Source organism: Paraburkholderia nodosa, from assembly GCF_001718195.1.
Taxonomy (GTDB): domain Bacteria; phylum Pseudomonadota; class Gammaproteobacteria; order Burkholderiales; family Burkholderiaceae; genus Paraburkholderia; species Paraburkholderia nodosa_A.
Map to the genome: position 1 here is coordinate 207,039 of NZ_MCNV01000005.1, position 17,668 is coordinate 224,706.

Here is a 17,668-nt window from a genome sequence, read left to right on the forward strand (position 1 = left end):
CGACAATCGCTAATAAAGGCCCGAATTGATCCGACGGAGCGTCTGTGGAAGCGTCGAAATCGACAGTCGTCGAAAACATTATCAGCTACATCCCGCTCGTAAATCCCGGCTCATACCCTGCCCGCGCTGGAAACCGTTTGAGACCACTCGTCGAAAGCGGCCCGGCGTTCAGAAGGATTTGCGAAGCTGTGCATAACGCGCAGCTCAGCGTATGGCTGACTGTCGCATTCGTTCTGGCCGACTTCAACATGCCCGATGGCCACGGTACCTTCTTGGACGTTTTGGACCGCGCAGTCGCGCGAGGCGTAGATGTTCGCGTCATTTTCTGGCGGCCCAATCTGGAAAGTTCTCGGTATGGGCAAGTATTCGCCGGAACGGAGGCGGACTTTCAAATGCTTCGCGCGCGAAGCTCGCGTTTTCGCGCCCGCTGGGACCGCGCGCCCAAGGGATTCTGTCAGCACCAAAAGTCTTGGTTGATCGATGCTGGTCATCGATCCGAGACAGCCTTTATCGGCGGGATCAACCCAACGTTCAATATAGTTGACCTGGACAATACTGGCGATGGAGGCAGGCACGATGTATACGTGGAAGTGACGGGCCCTTCCGCGACCGACGTACATCACAACTTCGTTCAAAGGTGGAACGAGGCCAGCGAGCGGGACTTGATCGATGGGAGGTGGCCACATGACGACCAAGACACGCTTTCTTTCCCCGTGCGTGCGTCCGAATCTGCCGGCAACAGCGTGGTACAGATTCAACGTAACGTTCACGCTGGCCGGTATCACAACAGTCATGCGACTCCCGGCGGAACTTCCTATGACATTGGCGCCGGCGAGCAGTCCATCTCAAATCAATATCTGAATGCAATCCGGGCAGCTCGCAGTTCGATTTATATCGAAAATCAGGCCCTGCCAGTCCCAGCGTTCGCCCTTGAAATCGAGCGGGCACTAAAACGCGGGGTACACGTTGTTTTCCTCGCTCCAGGCGAACCTGAAGACTACGTGCGCCAGTGGCGTCAAACCGCCGAGCGCAGAGAATTTTTCAGTCGAATCGAGGCCTTGGGCGAATATGACAATTTCACTCTCGTCGGGCTCACAGCTCCGATTTCCAGGGGCGGTCGCGGCCAAGTGTACGTTCATGCCAAGCTCATGCTGGTCGATGATAAATGGGCAACGATCGGATCGTGCAACCTTCATTCAAATTCCCTAACCGGACACACCGAGATTAACGCCGCTATCTGGGATCACGATTGGGTGCGAGCGTTGAGGCGCGAACTCCTGCGCGAACATCTCGGTGAGGACACTACTGACATTGACGACCGTTCAGCGTTGAAGCTTTACCGCCGTATTGCACACGACAATGCGCAACGTTTCCGCGAAGGCAATTTCGAGTGGAAGGGGCGGGCGTTTGAGATGGCCCCCTCGCGGTATGGAACCTGAAGCAGAACGGACTTCTACACCATGTTCCTGGCACGTAACACTTGAGCGACGGCTTTGGAGAACTACGAAGGATCCCTCGTGCGCGAGGAAGAGGCCCAGCGGCCTGATCGAGAAGGCCTCAGCCCGCTCGCGGTCGTCTTCCGTTGCGCGAGCCGGGTCCTGCAGTCTGGCCAGCAGTGCCGGCCGTTCGGCTTCGGGCACAGAGCGGGTCGTCCACCTCCAGCTGGCGCCGATGGTTTGAGAAACCGGCACGAGCGCGCCAAATGCGTCGCCGTCGTTTTCGAGATCACTGAACAGCAGAAACGTCTGGAAAAATCCGAACCCGTGTTTCGCTCATCGCTGTGCCCCCTTGGCTGGGCACTACAGGACGGCTGAATGATTGTCGTGTTGACCTGTTGCGTGCGCAACCGCCCAAGCAGCAGTGTTGTGCGTCCCGTCGCTGGCGATACGTGATATGCAGTTGCGCTGGTCGCGCACGGGCAAAGCCGCGCCTCGCGCGGCGTTGCCTCCACCGGTCGGAGCCGGCAGGGTTCTCCAGGGGGCATCCCCTTGGAGAACGGTATGTGTACACGGAAATCTAACTGGAAGTCGCGAGGACGGCACGCCACTCGACCGCCCCCTCCCGACAGGCAGTTCCAGCTCCGCTGGTACGGGCCACTCCGTCCGCCTGCCGCAGGGTTGTGAGCGCTCCCTATTTCTGTCTTGAGCGACTACGACCGTGGCCTGGCGAGATCGCCGCTAAACGTACGATAAAGCCCAATCTTTACGGCACCCCTACCAGCGAGGAATTCACGGATCGGCGCTCAAGGGTACGCCAGGTGGGCGAACAATCCTCTCGAAGACGAAGAACTACCCGTCGACCGACGAAGGCAAAGATCAGGGAAATCCCCGCGCAGCGGTTTTCCTCGCCGGCCGTCCGCCAGACGGTCGAAGGCTCTCGAATCCGAATTCATCTGCAATCGTTTTCAGAGTGGTGCAATTGCATCCAATGAGCGCTCCCATTTGGATAGCAGTTTTAATTGGTTGGAAGCGCGCGGCCGTGCCCGCATAGTCGAATCCTGATGGCTAAAGGCGGCAACCCACGAACGGTTCGGATGAGTGCCGCCAACATGACATGGAGGCACTGATGACAGTGGAACTGCAGGAAAAGCCGCTGCACGCGGATCTCGTAGCGGCGCGCGGCAACGCGCAAGCGGCCGGGCTGCCCTATGCGGGAAGCGTGACGCCGCAGCAGGCATGGGCGCTCCACCAGGCAGGCGAGGTGGTGCTCGTGGATGTGCGCACCGCCGAGGAGCGCAAGTTCGTTGGCCACGCGCCAGGCACCTTGCATGTCGCCTGGGCCACGGGCACGAGCCTCACACGCAATCCGCGCTTCGTGCGTGAGCTGGAGGCGAAGACGGGTAAGAGCGCTGCGATCGTGCTGCTGTGCCGCAGCGGCAACCGCTCGGCGCAGGCCGCGGAGGCGGCCGCCAGGGCGGGCTTTTTTCATGTGTTCAACGTAACCGAAGGCTTCGAAGGCGAGCTGGACGCGGCGGGGCATCGCGGCCTGAGCAACGGCTGGCGTTTTCATGGCCTGCCGTGGGTGCAGGACTAGAACGGCATGCTCACCCGCGCGCCGGATCATTCACACGGATAACGAAGAGAGAACTGGCGTGACAGTATTTCATGTGGCTGAGATCGTCGACGCGCTGCAGGGCGTTCGACAACAATGGCGCGAATTGCAGCGGCGCGCGCTGGAGCCGGGCGGGCGTGATCTGCCGGCGCGCGAAGCGCTGGCCGAGGTCATCGAAACGCTCAAGGGCGTGCTGTTTCCCATGCGGCTCGGACCGCCGGATCTGCGCCAGGAGAGTGAGAACTTCTACGTTGGCCACGCGCTCGACGCGGCACTGCACGCCCTGCTCGCGCAGGCGCGGCTCGAGCTGCGCTACAAGGCGCGGCATGTCGAGGCCAACCCCGGTGAAATCGACGCGCGCGCACTGGCTGCCGTGCGCGCATTTGCCCAGCGCTTGCCGGCCATCCGCGCGCTGCTCGACACCGACGTGCTTGCCGCGTTCAACGGTGACCCCGCAGCGGGCAGCGTGGACGAGGTGCTCCTCTGCTACCCCGGTGTGCTCGCCATCACGCATCACCGGTTTGCGCACGAACTGTATCTGCTCGGGCTGCCGCTGCTCGCGCGCATCATTTCGGAGCTGGCGCACGCGGCCACCGGCATTGACATCCATCCGGGCGCGCAGATCGGCAGCGCGTTCTTCATCGATCATGGCACGGGCGTCGTGATCGGAGAAACGGCGATCATCGGCGAGCGGGTTCGTGTGTACCAGGCCGTCACGCTCGGCGCGAAGCGGTTTCCGCGTGACGCGGCTGGCAATCTCGAGAAGGGCCTCGCGCGGCACCCCATCGTCGAGGATGATGTCGTGATCTACGCGGGCGCCACGATTCTCGGGCGCGTCACGCTCGGCCGCGGCGCTGTCATTGGCGGCAACGTCTGGCTGACTGAGAGCGTGCCGCCTGGCGCACACGTCACCCAGGCGATCTCGCGCCACGAAACTCGCGCGCCGCTTGCGAGCGTGTCCGCCGAGGCCGGCGCTCCCGCATCGTTTGCGATAGCAGCGGACGCGCCGCGATGAGCGCCATCGTCCACGACTTCGGCGCCACCGTGCGACGTTTGCGCGAGGCGCACGCATGGTCGCAGGAGCGCCTCGCCGAGCATGCCGGGCTCAACCGCACCTATGTCGGCGAAATCGAACGCGGCACGGCCATCGCTTCGATCGTCACCGTGGAAAAGCTCTCGCACGCGCTGGGTGTGAGCATCGGCGAGCTACTCGTCGGCGGGGTGGCAGGCGTGGCGAGCGCCGTGGCGCTGCCGGGCCGGCAACTGAATCGGTAAGCACTTTCCATACGTTTTTTCGTGTGCCGGACGACGTTGCACAACCGCCGCCTGCTGCCGTTCGATGGCGCCTTTTGCTGTTCTTTGACGCCTATAGCCGGTTGAGCCGCGCATAAGGGCTTCCCATAATCTGCTGTCGTGATAAGCAATGCAGTTTTCGTTATAAGGACCCGGAGCCCTCCTATATGTCTACGACTCTGAGCAGCCAGACCGCGCTTGGCGACAACGCCGCGCGGCAACTGGCGAATGCCACCAAGACCGTCCCGCAGCTTTCCACGATCACGCCACGCTGGCTCACGCACTTGCTGCAATGGGTGCCGGTCGAAGCGGGCATCTATCGTCTGAATCGCGTTAAGGATCCCGAAGCAGTGCGCGCTACCTGCACGGCGCGCGAAGACGAAGGCACGCTGCCCACGACCTTCGTGCCGTACGAAGAGCAGCCGCGCGAGTATTTCCTCAACGCGGTGAGCACGGTGCTCGACGTTCATACGCGTATTTCCGACCTCTACAGCAGCCCGCACGACCAGATCAAGGAACAGCTGCGCCTCACGATCGAGACGATCAAGGAGTTGCAGGAAAGCCAGCTCATCAACAATCCCGACTATGGCCTGCTGGCGAATGTCGAGGAAGAGCAGCGCATTTTCCCGCTGACGGGCGCGCCCACGCCCGACGACCTCGACGAACTGCTCACGAAGGTCTGGAAAGAGCCCGCGTTCTTCCTTACCCATCCGCTCGCGATTGCCGCGTTCGGCCGTGAATGCACGCGCCGCGGCGTGCCGCCGCCGACGGTCAGCCTGTTCGGCTTACAGTTCCTCACGTGGCGCGGCATTCCGCTGATTCCGTCCGACAAGGTGCCGGTCGCCGACGGCAAGACCAAGATCCTGCTGCTACGCGTGGGCGACAAGCGCCAGGGCGTGGTTGGCCTCTATCAGCCCGGCGTGGCGGGCGAGCAGGGGCCGGGTCTTTCGGTGCGCTTCATGGGGATCAACAATCAGGCGATCGCGTCGTATCTGATCTCACTGTATTGCTCGCTCGCGGTCCATTCGCCGGATGCGCTGGCCGTCCTCGATGACGTGGAAATCGGCAAGTACCATGACTACCCTGACACCTACCGCTAATCCGGCGTCGCTGCCGCAAGCGGGCGCACACGCTCCGCTGCCGGGCGGACTGCCGGACCCCGCTACACTCGCGCGGCTCGCCAACGAGTTCTTCAGTACGCTGCCGGGCAGCGCGGGCGCACCTCACGTGGCGGCAGGCAGTGGCGCGGTGGGTGGCGTGCCTTCCGCGTTGCCGGCTGCCGCGCCGATACTCGCGTCGCTCAGCAATCCCGCGCCAGCTGGCTCGCCGCTCGCGGGGCCCGGCGGCACGGGCACTGGCGTGCCGGGCCTGGAACTGCTGCAAGGCAAGGTGCCGGGGGCCAATCTCGCGCCTTCCGCGCCTACGCACGTCCTCGCGCTCGGCAACCGCGCGCCTGCGCTCGCGCCGCACGCGGCCGCCACGAACGGCCTCCCGGACAACGCGGTATCGATCGCGCCCGCGCAGGAGCCGCGCGTGGGCGGCACGCTGCTTGGCGTGCCGCAAGCGTATGCAGCGGCCGAACCGGTTTCCGCCGAGGCCAAAGCCGGCGCGGGCGAGCGCTCGCCGTTCTATTTCACGGATTCGGCTGGGCACGGCTGGCAGCGCGAGGCACAGGAGATCGTGGTACCTGCGCAGGGCCGCGCAACGCCCGAGGCATTCGGATTGCCAGGCGACGACGCGTTGCGCGGGCTGCTCACGCTTAATCGCCCGGAGTACGGCGCGCACGATGGTGCCGCCCGCTATTTTCTGGCGGGGCGCGAAAACGCAGCGCCCTCGGCCGACGGGTTGCGCGGTGCCCATCCGCCTTTCGACGTCAATGCCGTGCGCCGCGACTTTCCGATCCTGCAGGAGCGTGTGAACGGCAAGCCGCTCGTCTGGTTCGATAACGCCGCCACGACGCACAAGCCGCAGACCGTCATCGACCGGCTCGCGTACTTTTACGCGCATGAGAACTCGAACATCCATCGCGCCGCGCATGCACTGGCCGCGCGCGCAACCGACGCCTACGAGCATGCGCGCAAGACCGTGCAGCGCTTCATCGGCGCTTCGTCGCCCGAAGAGATCGTTTTCGTGCGCGGCACGACAGAGGCAATCAATCTGATCGCGAAGTCGTGGGGCGTGCAGAACGTCGGCGAAGGCGACGAGATCGTCGTCTCACACCTCGAGCACCACGCGAACATCGTGCCGTGGCAGCAACTCGCTGCGCTCAAGGGTGCAAAGCTGCGCGTGATTCCCGTCGACGACTCGGGCCAGGTGCTGCTGGACGAGTATCGCAAGCTGCTCAACGACCGCACGAAGATCGTTTCGGTCACGCAGGTATCGAACGCTCTCGGCACGGTGGTGCCGGTGCGGGAGATCGTGGAGCTCGCGCATCGCGCGGGCGCGCGAGCGCTCGTCGACGGTGCCCAGTCGATCTCGCACATGCGCGTGGACGTGCAGGCGCTCGACGCCGACTTCTTCGTGTTCTCTGGCCACAAGATCTATGGGCCAACCGGTATCGGCGTCGTCTACGGCAAGCGCGAAGTGCTCGAAGCCATGCCGCCATGGCAGGGCGGTGGCAACATGATCCAGGACGTCACGTTCGAGAAAACCGTGTTTCATGGGGCGCCCGCGCGCTTCGAAGCCGGCACCGGCAATATTGCCGATGCCGTGGGACTTGGTGCGGCGCTCAACTATGTGAACCGCATCGGCATCGAGAATATCGCGCGGTACGAGCACGATCTGCTTGCGTATGCAACGAGCGTGCTCGCACCGGTGCCGGGCGTACGGCTCATTGGTACGGCGCGCGACAAGGCGAGCGTGCTCTCGTTCGTGCTGAAGGGCTATACGACCGAGGAGGTAGGGCAGGCATTGAGCCGCGAAGGCATCGCGGTGCGCGCCGGGCATCACTGCGCCCAGCCGATCCTGCGGCGCTTCGGCCTCGAAGCGACCGTGCGGCCATCGCTTGCGTTCTACAACACCTGCGCGGAAGTCGATGCGCTGGTGTCCGTCGTGCGCGCTCTGGCGCCGCGCCAGTAACGCAAACGCGGGGCGGCAGCGCGCATGACGGCTACCGTTCCCGCGCCTTGCCCTATTTTTGGCGACGCATCACGGAAATCCAGTCGATTGATGAGCAAATACGATACTGCCACTGTCCAATCCGTCCACCATTGGACGGAGACGCTTTTCAGCTTCACCTGCACACGTGAACCGGGCCTTCGTTTCAACAACGGGGAGTTCACGATGGTTGGCCTTGATGTCGAAGGCAAAGCGCTTGCGCGCGCCTACAGCATTGTCAGCCCGAATTACGAGGAGCACCTCGAGTTCTTCAGCATCAAGGTGCAGGACGGCCCGTTGACGTCGCGGCTGCAGCATCTGAAGGTGGGAGACACCGTGCTGATCGGCAGGAAGCCGACCGGGACGCTGATCGTTGATAACCTGCTGCCCGGCAAGACACTGTGGCTGTTGTCGACCGGTACGGGGCTTGCGCCCTTCCTGTCGATCATACGAGATCCAGATATTTACGAGCGCTTCGAGCGCGTCATCCTCACGCATACATGCCGCCTGAAGGGCGAGCTCGCGTACATGGACTTCATCAGGCACGATCTGCCAGGTCACGAATACCTCGGCGACATCATCAAGGAAAAGCTTGTCTATTACCCGACTGTCACGCGCGAAGCGTTCGACAACGAGGGCCGGATTACTGATCTGATCGCGTCAGGCAAGCTGTTCGAGGATCTGGGCGTTCCGGCATTCACGCCGGAGAACGACCGCATAATGCTGTGCGGCAGTACCGCGATGCTAAAGGACACGACCACGCTGTTGAGTGCGGCCGGTCTCGTTGAAGGCAAGAATAGCGCGCCAGGTCACTACGTGATCGAGCGCGCGTTCGTCGATTGATGTGCCGGGCGCCTGACGGACAGTCGTCGTGCGATGCCCGGCACGTGGCGGCAGCGCCGGGTCATCGGGCAGGGCGGGTCAGCTCAGAAGGCGGGTTCACGTTGTGATGTCGTGGTGGCCAACGACGCTGCTGCGATATTGAACGTGGAGACTGCCTGCATATCTTCGACCACGTAATGCGGGGTAGCGCGCAATCCGACGAATCTACCGGAAGTGACGCGGCGAGGTACGTTCACCACGATCAGGCTATCTGACCAACGGGTATTCGTGGCGCCGCGCAAGCGCCCTATACAGAAACTGGTGCGTGTGGACGAAGCGTGCAACGCAGTTGCCGCCCCCCGGACGCACGAGTTGCCGGGGACGAACACGTCCGAGACGGATTCAGCTCACAGGCAACATTGCAAGCTTGTTCACCGTATCGGCGCAGGCATGCGCCGATTCGGCGCCCTTCACGAAGAAGTGCTCGCGAAAGAAAGCAACGTGCTCTTGCCCGCTGTGGAAGTGATGCGGTGTGAGCACGGCGGAAAACACAGGCGTACCGGTTTCCAGTTGTACCTGCATGAGGCCGTTGATAACGGCCGTGGCGACAAAATCGTGGCGGTAGATACCGCCGTCGACAATCAGGCCGGCGGCGACGACAGCCGAATACTGGCCGCTTTGCGCAAGCCGTTTCGCGTGCAACGGAATTTCGAATGCCCCGGCAACTTCGTACAGGACAATGTCTTCGGCGACGTATCCATATTTTTGAATCGACTCAATAAATGCAGTCTTGCATTGGTCGACGATATCGCGGTGCCAGCAAGCCTGGACAAAAGCAATGCGCGGACGTTTGCCGGAAGGTGCAATGCCTGCTTGTGCTTCGATGGAGGTAGAGGTGTTCATGGATTAAACCTGTTTGTGTGAACAGGGCGAAGGAGCGCCATGCCCATCGCACGCAGCGAAAGATGCAGGCTATCCTGTTCTCTTTTATCCGGACTGTACCGTCGGCCCCGGAATCTAACCGGGTCTGCTGACCTCCGCTATCACGCCATATTGCCTGTAGAAGCGGAGCGCTTGCGGGCTAGGCCATCATGGATGCACCATTACCGCCGGTGGGGAATTGCACCCCGCCCCGAGAACGCGTTCTTTGGCGAACGGTACGTACCGTATCACGAATCTCGAAAATATGTGGCGGCATGAGGTCGACCGGAAACGGCGAAGCCGGCATCCTGCAAGATTTCGGAGTGGCGGCTACGTGACGGAGTCCTTACTGAACAGCTGATTCGGCGCACCGATCCCTGGCTTGTGGTTGCGCAGGTTCAGCGCGACGAGAAACTTTTGCGGTCGTCATGAATCAGGTGTTCGAACGTGAACAATCTGATCCACGTCGCGAAGCGCGTCGTGATGACGAAGTGATGCCAATCCTAATTTGCTAACGCCAAAGCATTCTTTGGTGTCGCGCGATTCGCGCGCTAGGATGAAGTGCTGCGGACGCTCGTGTCCGTGGGCGTCTTCAAGGGAACCTTCGTGCGATACAAGGGATACAACGTTGAACCGGCTGCGCAGGCGTTGCCAAGCGGGTTATACGCGGCAAACCTGACCATTGAGAGCGGGGCACCCGCGCATGAGTTGTCGTTTTCTTTCGAAGCACTCGACTATTTTTTCGAATCCGATCACGCCATCGCATATGCATCTCGCTGGGCTCGACTCTGGATCGACCAGCGCGGCAAGCCGGCTGCGTGTTGACGCGGTGCCCGTCTGCTTACGCGAGGCCAGACGGTGCGCCAAATCGCCGCCGGGCTTTTGACCTGAAAAACACTGCTTCCACTGAGTTCCGAATGAGTGATATCTTCCGGTTTTTCGCGTAACAAGACGAAGAAAAGTTCGCATAGGGATAATCGTTCGATCCGGGGAGAATTTGGCGGTGGCCGTGTGCATTGCCGCGCGTAGCGAGGCCTTTCCAGATCGTGGTATTTGTGAAATCGACGGTTTTTCAAGTCATTGAATAAATGATGCTTTCCCGCAGATACCGCCAGATTTCGCACGGATCGAACGATTACGCCGACATGGACATATTTATTGCGATCAGAGCGCGTTTCGCCGTTTTGATTGAGCGCCTGGTACGGCCTCACCACAGTGCGCTCGTACCGCTGCTAGCCGATGCGATCGAGACGGAGGCAGTGTTGCGGCAGGATTCGCAAATCATCTTCATGCTGCTCGTCAATGGGATCGGCAAGACCGTTGCCTATGGCCACGTACTGAGCCCGTTCTCGGGGCTGCCCAGACGGCCGGTGGCTGCGCACTACGCAATGCTCACGGAACTGCCAGGATCCTGATGACACTGCGGCGTACGCGCTGCTGACCTTTTCATCGACCCGTCAATGGGGGAGGATATCGACATGAGCACGACGCTGTACGACATTTCTGTCAATGCGATCAATGGAGCCGCCACGACCCTGCGTCCTTTCGAGGGCAAAGTGCTGCTGGTCGTGAACGTGGCTTCGAAGTGCGGGCTGACGCCGCAGTACGAAGGCCTCGAAACGCTTTACGAAGGTAAGCGCGAGCGTGGTCTCGAAGTGCTTGCATTTCCGGCGAACAACTTTAAGGGCCAGGAGCCGGGTACAGACGAGGAAATTCAATCCTTCTGCTCCGTGTCCTATGGTGTGAAGTTTCCGCTGTTCTCGAAGATTTCAGTCGTCGGTGAGGACCAGCATCCGCTGTATCGAGCCTTGACGCAAGCACAGCCGCAGGCCATCGGAGACGGCCCATTCCGCGAGCGGCTGAAGGGTTACGGCATCGAGCCGAATTCCGCGCCCGACGTGCTATGGAATTTTGAGAAATTTTTGGTGAGCCGCGAGGGCAAGGTGGTGGCGCGCTTCGCGCCCAATGTAGCAGCCGACGATGCCGCGCTGGTGGCGGCGATCGATTCCGAGCTGGCGAAGGCTTGTTAGGCGTTTGCCAAATCGTTGGCAATGCAGTATTCGGTCATATAGATCGTCTGTTTGCTTCCGCGCGCTCCCGCGGCCAAAGTATAGACCCATTGAGTATCGATTCTTGATGAAAGCTGCAATATTTGCATCGGAAAAAGTGCGATATTCAAAGCAGGAAATCTTCTTTGTGGCGTTCCATTGCCTCCTTTAGCATCCGTGGCGCATTGTGCGTGCTGCGGGGCCGGTCAAGGGCGCTTGCCTGGCCGTCACGGGGCTCCCAGCAGTTCGCCGGTGCGGCACTGGCGCAGCAACCGTCACACGCGTGCCCTCAGAAATTCATTGTGTGACATGTCATCCTCATCCGAATTCGCTATTGATTCATCGCCGAACCCCGTTACGAGTGGGTTGGCTGACCGGGTGGCCAGCGCGACGCCGTTTGACGACGCAGAGGCGATCGCCGCTGCGCGCCGCGGTGTGCTCGACTACCTGGCGGCCGCATTCGCGGGTGCGGCCGATACGGGATATCACAAACTTTTTGAAGTGATTGCCCCGGCGAGCCGTGGCGAAGCGGCAGCGATCGGGCTGGCGCAGGAGGTCTCCGCGCTCGATGCAGCGCTCCTCAATGGCTATGCGGGCCACGCGCTCGACTACGACGACGTTCACAGCAGTGTTCGCGGTCACCCGAGCGCCGTGCTTCTGCCGGCGCTGTTTGCACTCGCGCAGACACGGCGCAGCAGCGCTCGTGAACTGCTGGCCGCATATGTGGTCGGTGTCGAGACAATGGCGCGTCTCGGTCTCGCGCTCGGCAGCCGTCACTACGAACAAGGTTTTCATAACACGGCGACGCTCGGTACGCTCGGCGCCGCGGCAGCGGCCGCCCACATGTTGGGCCTGAGCAAGGCGGGCGTAGAGAACGCCCTCGGTCTTGCCGCCACCCAGTCATCCGGACTGCGTCTTCAGTTCGGTAGCGAAGCGAAGCCGCTCCACGCAGGGCAGGCGGCGCGCGCGGGCCTGCTGGCGGCTCAGCTGGCGGCAGCGGGCCTACAGGGCGCGCCCGGCGCCCTCGATGGTCCCACGGGCTTCTTTTCGGTGTTTGGCGGTGGCGCTGCACAGCCCGCGCGTGTGCTCGAGGCCTGGGGCACGCCCTGGCAAATCGTTTCGCCCGGCCTGTATTTCAAGCCATGGCCATGCTGTACCGCAACGCATCACGCACTCGATGCGGCGTTCCGACTGCGCGACACGTACAACTTGAACGCGGCGAACATCGAGCGGATTACCGTCACGTTTCCACCTGGCGGCGACACGCCGCTCGCCTCGGTCTTGCCCGAGACCGGCCTCGAGGCTCGTTTCAGCGTTGAATACGCGCTGGCCGCCGCACTGATCGACGGCGCGGCCGGTGTCGAGACATTCGCCGATGAGCCGGTGCGCCAGGATGTGATCGCGCTTGCGGCGCGCGTGGTGCGGCGGCACGATGAAACGGCACCCCGTGCATCGACGGACCCGGCGACCCGTTTTTCGACGGTCGACATTACGCTCATGGACGGCAAGGCCGTGAGCCACACGACTAGGCGCCTCGTCAGTGCTGCCGACCTGCATGCAAAGTTCGCTGATGCCGTACGGCACGATCGCACGCTGCTTACATTGCCCACTGCGGTCGAAGCCATGCAGAGCGCCGACGATCTCGCCTTCGTCTTTCAAGCCTTTTCCCGGATCAACGCATGAGCCAACACACTTCCCCTCGTCGCCAGATGCGCCTCGGCCTCTTCATTCAGGGGGCAGGGCATCATGTGGCGGGCTGGCGGCACCCGGACGCGGAGTCCGGCAGCGAAAATTTCGCGCTGATGCAGCGAATCACGCAAACCGCCGAGCGCGCGAAGTTCGACATGGTCTTTCTGGCCGATGGGCTGACGAGCGGCCCAGACGCGCATCCTTCGATGGCGATGCGCTTCGAGCCGCTCTGCCTGTTGTCGGCGCTCGCAATGGGCACCCGTCATATAGGGCTTGCCGCGACGGCGTCGACGACCTATAGCGAGCCTTATCACATCGCGCGTGCCTTTGCGTCGCTCGATCATCTGAGCAACGGCCGCGCCGCGTGGAACGTCGTCACGACCTCCTACGATCGCACAGCGGCCAACTTTACGCGTGGCAATCACCCGGATCATGCACTGCGCTACGAGATGGCGGGTGAGTTCGTTGATGTCGTCAAGGGCCTGTGGGACAGCTGGGACGATGATGCTGTCGTGCGCGACAAGACCAGCGGCGTGTACTTCGATCCCGCGAAGGTGCACACCCTCGCCCACGAGGGACGCTTCTTCTCGGTGAAGGGACCATTGAATGCATCGCGTCCGCCGCAGGGCCATCCGGTGGTCATTCAGGCGGGTTCGTCGGGGCCGGGGCAGGAACTGGCGGCTCGCACGGCCGAGGTGGTCTTCACGGCGCAGCAGACGCTGGAGGAAGCACGCACGTTCTATCGCGACCTGAAGGGCCGGCTCGCGAAGTATGGCCGTGACGGCGACCAGCTTCACGTGATGCCTGGTGTGTTCCCCGTGATCGGTCGGACCGAGCAGGAGGCGAAGGACAAATATGCGCGGTTGCAGGCATGGACCGACACGTCCGGCGCCTTGACACTGCTTTCAGATCGCCTTGGCCACGACGTGTCGAAGTACCCGCTCGACGGGCCTTTGCCCGACCTGCCCGAATCGGACCAGCTTAAAAGTCGTGCGAAACTGCTGACCGACCTTGCGCGTCGCGAGAACCTCACACTGCGCGAGCTCTATCATCTCGTCGCGGGGGCACGCGGTCATCGGATCGTGTGGGGCACGCCCACCCAGGTGGCGGACGCGCTCGAAGAGTGGTTTGTCGGCGAAGGCGCGGACGGTTTCAACATCATGCCGCCATACTTTCCGGGTGGCCTCGATGACTTTGCGGAGCTCGTCGTGCCCGAGTTGCGCAGGCGTGGCCTGTTTCGAACCGAGTACACGGGCACCACGCTGCGTGACCATCTCGGGCTGTCACGTCCGGCGAGCCGCTACGTCGCGACGTGAGGCGAGCGGCGCGTCATGCGCCGCATCGTTGCGCTGCAGGGGGATCCCGCAATCAAACCGCGAACTTGTGCAGATCGAACTGCACTGGGGTGCGCTCGCCGTTCCGGCTGACGCGTTCCTGCACGTTGCCCAGCGAACGTGTGAGGAACGCGCGCGTGCGTGGGCTAGCCGGCTCGTGAAACAGTTGTTCTGCCCGGCCATGTTCGACGATCAGGCCGGCCTCCGTGAAGAACACCGCATCGCTGACCTCTTCGGCAAAGCGCATTTCGTGCGTCACCAATACGCAGGTCATGCCGTCCTTCACCAGATCCCGAATCACGTTCAGCACTTCCCCCACCATTTCCGGATCGAGCGCAGAGGTCACCTCGTCGAACAGGATCAGGTCCGGCCGCATCGCTAGCGCGCGAGCGATCGCCACACGCTGCTGCTGGCCGCCAGAGAGTTCGCCGGGATACGCGTGCGCCTTGTGGGCAAGGCGTACCTTTTCGAGCAGTGCATTGGCGTCGCGGACCGCGCTCGCCTTGTCGCGGCCGAGGATACGGACGGGCGCGGCCACGAGATTGTCGAGCACACTCAGATGGGGGAAGAGGTTGTACTGCTGGAACACGAACCCGACACGCTTGCGTAACGCGATCTCGTCCCGCTCCGACTTCAACAGGTCGACCCTTGTGCCGTCCACCTCGATCGTGCCGCTTTGCGGCTTGAGCAGGCCGGTGATGCAACGCAGGATCGTCGATTTGCCGGAGCCGGACGGACCGATGATCGATACGGCCTGACCCTGGAAGACATCGAGATCGATGCCGTTCAGGACCGCGTTGCCGCCGAACGACAAATGCACGTTGCGCAGCTTGACAAGTGGCCGACGGGCGTCAACCGTCGCGGCGGTCGTTGAGGGGCGTGACAAATCCGCCGGGGCTGGTGTGATGGACTCAACTGAACGCATAATGTTTTTCGAGGTATCGCGTGAAGCGTGCGATCGGATAGCAGTAAACGAAGAACAAACCCAGCACGGCGAAGTAGACCAGCACGGTGAAGTCCGTCCGTGCCACGGTATTGCTCGCGACCTGTGCGGTGTCGAGCAGATCGTGAACGCCTACGAGCGATGAAAGTGCGGTACCCATTGTGATACTGGCATACAGGTTCATCCAGGGCGGCAGCATGCGCTTCACGCACTGCGGCAGGATGATCCAGCGGTACACCTGGGCGCGGCGGAACGCCAGCGAACGCGCGGCATCCCACTGAGCGTGCGGAATCGACTGGATCGCGCCGCGAAAAATTTCCGCCACATTCGCGCTCGCCGGGAGCGCGAGGCCTAGCGTCACCTTGAACCAGTCGGGAAAGGGAAGCGTGTGTGCGCCGAGCGGAATTTCGAATGGAAACACATAGGTCGAAAAGTAAATGAGCACGAGCAGCGGCGCGTTACGAAACACCTGCAAGTAGGCGCGCGCGGCGATGCGAACGGGCACTAGGGCGGAAAGCAGCAAGGGTCCGAGCACGAGACCTGTGAGTGTGCCGATGGCGATGGCAAGCACGCTGATGCCTATGTTGACGAGCAGCGCCTTGCCGAGCGCCGGCGCCCAGGTAACGAGTGCTGCAAGCGCGGTGTTGTGCGTATGTGCGGCCAGCTCGCGTTCGGCCAGTGCGAGAAGCGCTGCCACCGCGATCAGGGCTGCGAGCGTCCCTGGCCGACGGCGTGACGGGCCCTCGGGTGTGGCAAGCGGATCAGTGGCCATAGCCGGGCATCCTTAAACGACGCTCGATCCAGCGGCCGGCGGCGTTGACCGCAAACGTCAGCACGCCAAAGAACAGCAGGATCAGGATCATCAGTTCGAGCACGTTGTCGCGCTGCGTCCAGATCATGATCGACGCGTACGTGACTTCGCCGACGGCAATTGCCGATGCGATCGTCGTCATCTTCACAAGATCGACCGTGTTGTTGACGAGCGTGGGAAGCGCGAAGCGCACTGCGAGCGGCAGCTGTATATGCCAGAACCGCTGCCGCCGGCTGTATCCGAGTGCCTGAGCGGCCTCGAGCGTTGTGTGCGGCACGGCCTCGATGCCGGCGCGCAGGGCATCAGCATGAAACGCGCCTTTGTGCACGGCGATAACGACGACACTCCAGATGAACGGCGTAAGCGGATTGCCGCCAAGCTGGCGCAGCGCTTCGCTCAGCAGCATGTTGAGCACGAGGAAAGCGCAGAAAAGCTGCACGAGGGTGGGTGTATTGCGCGTGAGTTCGATGAACGCACGCGCAATTCGGGCAAGCGTGGTCCGTGGCGACGCCAGCATCGAGGCGAGCAGAATGCCGGCGACGAGGCTGAAGAGCGCGGTGACGGCCGCCAGCTCGATTGTGACGACCATGCCACGGAGAAAGGATGCCCGATCGTCGGGGTCAAGCACGAAGCCGTAGTGGAGCCCGATGCGGTTCAGCGCGGCTACCGCCGCCTCGAGCGGCGCAGGGCTCATGCAGGCTTCGCCTTGAAGCGGGCGTGCAGGTCGAGCACCGACTGTGACGGCTGCATGCCATTTTTGCGTTCGGTTTCAATCAGCCAGCCGCTGCGGTGCCAGTCCTCCACGACCTTCTCGAAGGCATTCTGCGCGTCGGTTTCACCCTTGCGAACCCAGATCACCGAAGGTGACGGAATCAGGTCATTGGACACCGGAATCGTATAGTCCTTCCAGTCCGGATTCTTCGCCACGAGCAGACGCAGCGTGGGCGCGACGTGCACTGCCGCGACGCAGTTGTTGCCGCGCAGCGCGAGCAGCGATTCGGGCTGGCCGCGGAACGCCTTCACCTGCGCACCGTACTCGTCGGCCAGCGGCCTGGCATAGTTACTCCCTTGGGATACACATACCGGTTTGCCGCGCAGGTCGTTCCACGAGTTGATTCCGCTGTCCTTGCGGGTGATCAGCGCGCCGCCGATTTCTTCGAACGGGGTGGGCGGATACGACAGGATCTCGGCGCGTTCCTTTGTCACCTCCATATTGGCGATCAGCGCATCGACCTTGCCTTGCTGCAGGAACTGCACGCGATTCGAAGGCTGCACCGGCACCATCTCGATTGCGACGCCCAGATGGCTGGCGAGGCTCTGCGCCAGGTCGATGTTGAATCCGACGGGATTTTGCGTGGCAGGATCGAGCGAGCCAAACGGCGGTCCAGACAGGATCACGCCGACTACGACCTTGTGGCGCTCGTGGATGCGGTCGAGCGTGCTGTCGGCGTGCGCCGCGCCGGCACCCAACAGCGTGAGTGCAGAGAGCACAGTTGAGCCGAGCAAAGCGCGCAGAAGGCCGCTGACCCGATCTTTCGGGGTAAAGCAATGGAACATGGCGGATGACCAAACGTAGAAAGACGGTGAGCAGTTTCTGCCGAGGCGCAGGCGCCATGTGGCGCGTACGTCCGGCAGCGATACCCCGAGCGGCTATTCTCTG

Annotated in this window: 18 protein-coding genes and 1 riboswitch; of the genes, 13 read left to right on the forward strand and 5 right to left on the reverse strand. The window is 62.3% G+C overall.

Annotated features, from left to right (window positions below; genetic code table 11):
- Positions 1 to 44 precede the first annotated feature (44 nt).
- The 8 genes from BFD71_RS12070 to BFD71_RS12100 all read left to right on the forward strand — a co-directional run bounded on the left by BFD71_RS12070 (position 45) and on the right by BFD71_RS12100 (position 8,283).
- Complete coding sequence (locus BFD71_RS12070; protein ID WP_141710644.1) at positions 45 to 1,439, forward strand: phospholipase D-like domain-containing protein; 1,395 nt, start codon at positions 45 to 47, stop codon at positions 1,437 to 1,439.
- Between the two features lie 54 nt (positions 1,440 to 1,493).
- On the forward strand, positions 1,494 to 1,814 hold the full coding sequence (locus BFD71_RS40455; RefSeq protein ID WP_141710645.1) for a hypothetical protein: 321 nt from the start codon (positions 1,494 to 1,496) through the stop codon (positions 1,812 to 1,814).
- Positions 1,815 to 2,565: 751 nt separating this feature from the next.
- Complete coding sequence (locus tag BFD71_RS12075; RefSeq protein ID WP_069264188.1) at positions 2,566 to 3,033, forward strand: rhodanese-like domain-containing protein; 468 nt, start codon at positions 2,566 to 2,568, stop codon at positions 3,031 to 3,033.
- 58 nt (positions 3,034 to 3,091) lie between these two features.
- Positions 3,092 to 4,066 carry a serine O-acetyltransferase EpsC gene (epsC, locus tag BFD71_RS12080; protein ID WP_069263920.1) on the forward strand — a complete coding sequence of 325 codons (975 nt, stop codon included), beginning with the start codon at positions 3,092 to 3,094 and terminating at the stop codon, positions 4,064 to 4,066.
- Positions 4,063 to 4,326, forward strand: a complete 264-nt coding sequence (locus tag BFD71_RS12085; RefSeq protein WP_069263922.1) for a helix-turn-helix domain-containing protein — start codon at positions 4,063 to 4,065, stop codon at positions 4,324 to 4,326. The genes epsC and BFD71_RS12085 overlap by 4 nt, the downstream gene beginning before the upstream one ends.
- Positions 4,327 to 4,511: 185 nt before the next feature.
- Entirely contained in the window at positions 4,512 to 5,444 is a 933-nt protein-coding gene (locus BFD71_RS12090; RefSeq protein WP_069263923.1) for a family 2A encapsulin nanocompartment shell protein, read from the forward strand.
- Positions 5,419 to 7,422 (forward strand): family 2A encapsulin nanocompartment cargo protein cysteine desulfurase, encoded by a 2,004-nt coding sequence (locus tag BFD71_RS12095; protein ID WP_069263925.1) that lies wholly within the window; start codon positions 5,419 to 5,421, stop codon positions 7,420 to 7,422. The genes BFD71_RS12090 and BFD71_RS12095 overlap by 26 nt, the downstream gene beginning before the upstream one ends.
- Positions 7,423 to 7,512: 90 nt before the next feature.
- Complete coding sequence (locus tag BFD71_RS12100; RefSeq protein WP_069263926.1) at positions 7,513 to 8,283, forward strand: ferredoxin--NADP reductase; 771 nt, start codon at positions 7,513 to 7,515, stop codon at positions 8,281 to 8,283.
- Between the two features lie 381 nt (positions 8,284 to 8,664).
- Here the strand turns inward: BFD71_RS12100 and BFD71_RS12105 are convergent, their stop codons facing one another.
- Positions 8,665 to 9,165 (reverse strand): 6,7-dimethyl-8-ribityllumazine synthase, encoded by a 501-nt coding sequence (locus BFD71_RS12105; protein ID WP_069263930.1) that lies wholly within the window; start codon positions 9,163 to 9,165, stop codon positions 8,665 to 8,667.
- A gap of 72 nt (positions 9,166 to 9,237) precedes the next feature.
- Positions 9,238 to 9,406, reverse strand: a riboswitch (FMN riboswitch).
- 359 nt (positions 9,407 to 9,765) lie between these two features.
- Here BFD71_RS12105 and BFD71_RS12110 point away from each other — a divergent pair.
- The 5 genes from BFD71_RS12110 to BFD71_RS12130 all read left to right on the forward strand — a co-directional run bounded on the left by BFD71_RS12110 (position 9,766) and on the right by BFD71_RS12130 (position 14,236).
- On the forward strand, positions 9,766 to 10,008 hold the full coding sequence (locus tag BFD71_RS12110; RefSeq protein ID WP_256094635.1) for a hypothetical protein: 243 nt from the start codon (positions 9,766 to 9,768) through the stop codon (positions 10,006 to 10,008).
- A gap of 263 nt (positions 10,009 to 10,271) precedes the next feature.
- Complete coding sequence (locus tag BFD71_RS12115) at positions 10,272 to 10,598, forward strand: hypothetical protein (RefSeq protein WP_176732871.1); 327 nt, start codon at positions 10,272 to 10,274, stop codon at positions 10,596 to 10,598.
- A 63-nt stretch (positions 10,599 to 10,661) separates the two neighbouring features.
- The gene (locus BFD71_RS12120; RefSeq protein ID WP_069264192.1) at positions 10,662 to 11,213 is read left to right on the forward strand and encodes a glutathione peroxidase; all 552 of its coding nucleotides are present in this window, start codon (positions 10,662 to 10,664) and stop codon (positions 11,211 to 11,213) included.
- A gap of 384 nt (positions 11,214 to 11,597) precedes the next feature.
- Positions 11,598 to 12,914: an MmgE/PrpD family protein gene (locus BFD71_RS12125; protein ID WP_256094636.1), complete on the forward strand. Its 1,317-nt coding sequence runs from the start codon at positions 11,598 to 11,600 to the stop codon at positions 12,912 to 12,914.
- Positions 12,911 to 14,236 carry an LLM class flavin-dependent oxidoreductase gene (locus BFD71_RS12130; RefSeq protein ID WP_069263936.1) on the forward strand — a complete coding sequence of 442 codons (1,326 nt, stop codon included), beginning with the start codon at positions 12,911 to 12,913 and terminating at the stop codon, positions 14,234 to 14,236. The genes BFD71_RS12125 and BFD71_RS12130 overlap by 4 nt, the downstream gene beginning before the upstream one ends.
- A 52-nt stretch (positions 14,237 to 14,288) precedes the next feature.
- Here BFD71_RS12130 and BFD71_RS12135 read toward each other — a convergent pair whose 3' ends face one another.
- From BFD71_RS12135 to BFD71_RS12150, 4 genes are read right to left on the reverse strand one after another with little or no spacing between them, the layout of a single operon-like run.
- Complete coding sequence (locus BFD71_RS12135) at positions 14,289 to 15,179, reverse strand: amino acid ABC transporter ATP-binding protein (protein WP_083245210.1); 891 nt, start codon at positions 15,177 to 15,179, stop codon at positions 14,289 to 14,291.
- On the reverse strand, positions 15,166 to 15,969 hold the full coding sequence (locus BFD71_RS12140) for an amino acid ABC transporter permease (protein WP_069263940.1): 804 nt from the start codon (positions 15,967 to 15,969) through the stop codon (positions 15,166 to 15,168). Before BFD71_RS12140 ends, BFD71_RS12135 begins: the two co-directional genes overlap by 14 nt.
- Positions 15,959 to 16,702: an amino acid ABC transporter permease gene (locus BFD71_RS12145; RefSeq protein ID WP_069263944.1), complete on the reverse strand. Its 744-nt coding sequence runs from the start codon at positions 16,700 to 16,702 to the stop codon at positions 15,959 to 15,961. The genes BFD71_RS12140 and BFD71_RS12145 overlap by 11 nt, the downstream gene beginning before the upstream one ends.
- Positions 16,699 to 17,565, reverse strand: a complete 867-nt coding sequence (locus BFD71_RS12150) for a transporter substrate-binding domain-containing protein (protein WP_083245211.1) — start codon at positions 17,563 to 17,565, stop codon at positions 16,699 to 16,701. The genes BFD71_RS12145 and BFD71_RS12150 overlap by 4 nt, the downstream gene beginning before the upstream one ends.
- Between the last annotated feature and the right edge of the window lie 103 nt (positions 17,566 to 17,668).

Coding starts and splice junctions, on each gene's coding strand:
- BFD71_RS12075 (WP_069264188.1), top strand. CDS start 2,566: ATGACAGTGGAACTGCAGGAAAAGCCGCTGCACGCGGATCTCGTAGCG.
- BFD71_RS12085 (WP_069263922.1), top strand. CDS start 4,063: ATGAGCGCCATCGTCCACGACTTCGGCGCCACCGTGCGACGTTTGCGC.
- BFD71_RS12090 (WP_069263923.1), top strand. CDS start 4,512: ATGTCTACGACTCTGAGCAGCCAGACCGCGCTTGGCGACAACGCCGCG.
- BFD71_RS12095 (WP_069263925.1), top strand. CDS start 5,419: ATGACTACCCTGACACCTACCGCTAATCCGGCGTCGCTGCCGCAAGCG.
- BFD71_RS12100 (WP_069263926.1), top strand. CDS start 7,513: ATGAGCAAATACGATACTGCCACTGTCCAATCCGTCCACCATTGGACG.
- BFD71_RS12105 (WP_069263930.1), bottom strand. CDS start 9,165: ATGAACACCTCTACCTCCATCGAAGCACAAGCAGGCATTGCACCTTCC.
- BFD71_RS12115 (WP_176732871.1), top strand. CDS start 10,272: ATGATGCTTTCCCGCAGATACCGCCAGATTTCGCACGGATCGAACGAT.
- BFD71_RS12120 (WP_069264192.1), top strand. CDS start 10,662: ATGAGCACGACGCTGTACGACATTTCTGTCAATGCGATCAATGGAGCC.
- BFD71_RS12130 (WP_069263936.1), top strand. CDS start 12,911: ATGAGCCAACACACTTCCCCTCGTCGCCAGATGCGCCTCGGCCTCTTC.
- BFD71_RS12135 (WP_083245210.1), bottom strand. CDS start 15,179: ATGCGTTCAGTTGAGTCCATCACACCAGCCCCGGCGGATTTGTCACGC.
- BFD71_RS12140 (WP_069263940.1), bottom strand. CDS start 15,969: ATGGCCACTGATCCGCTTGCCACACCCGAGGGCCCGTCACGCCGTCGG.
- BFD71_RS12145 (WP_069263944.1), bottom strand. CDS start 16,702: ATGAGCCCTGCGCCGCTCGAGGCGGCGGTAGCCGCGCTGAACCGCATC.
- BFD71_RS12150 (WP_083245211.1), bottom strand. CDS start 17,565: ATGTTCCATTGCTTTACCCCGAAAGATCGGGTCAGCGGCCTTCTGCGC.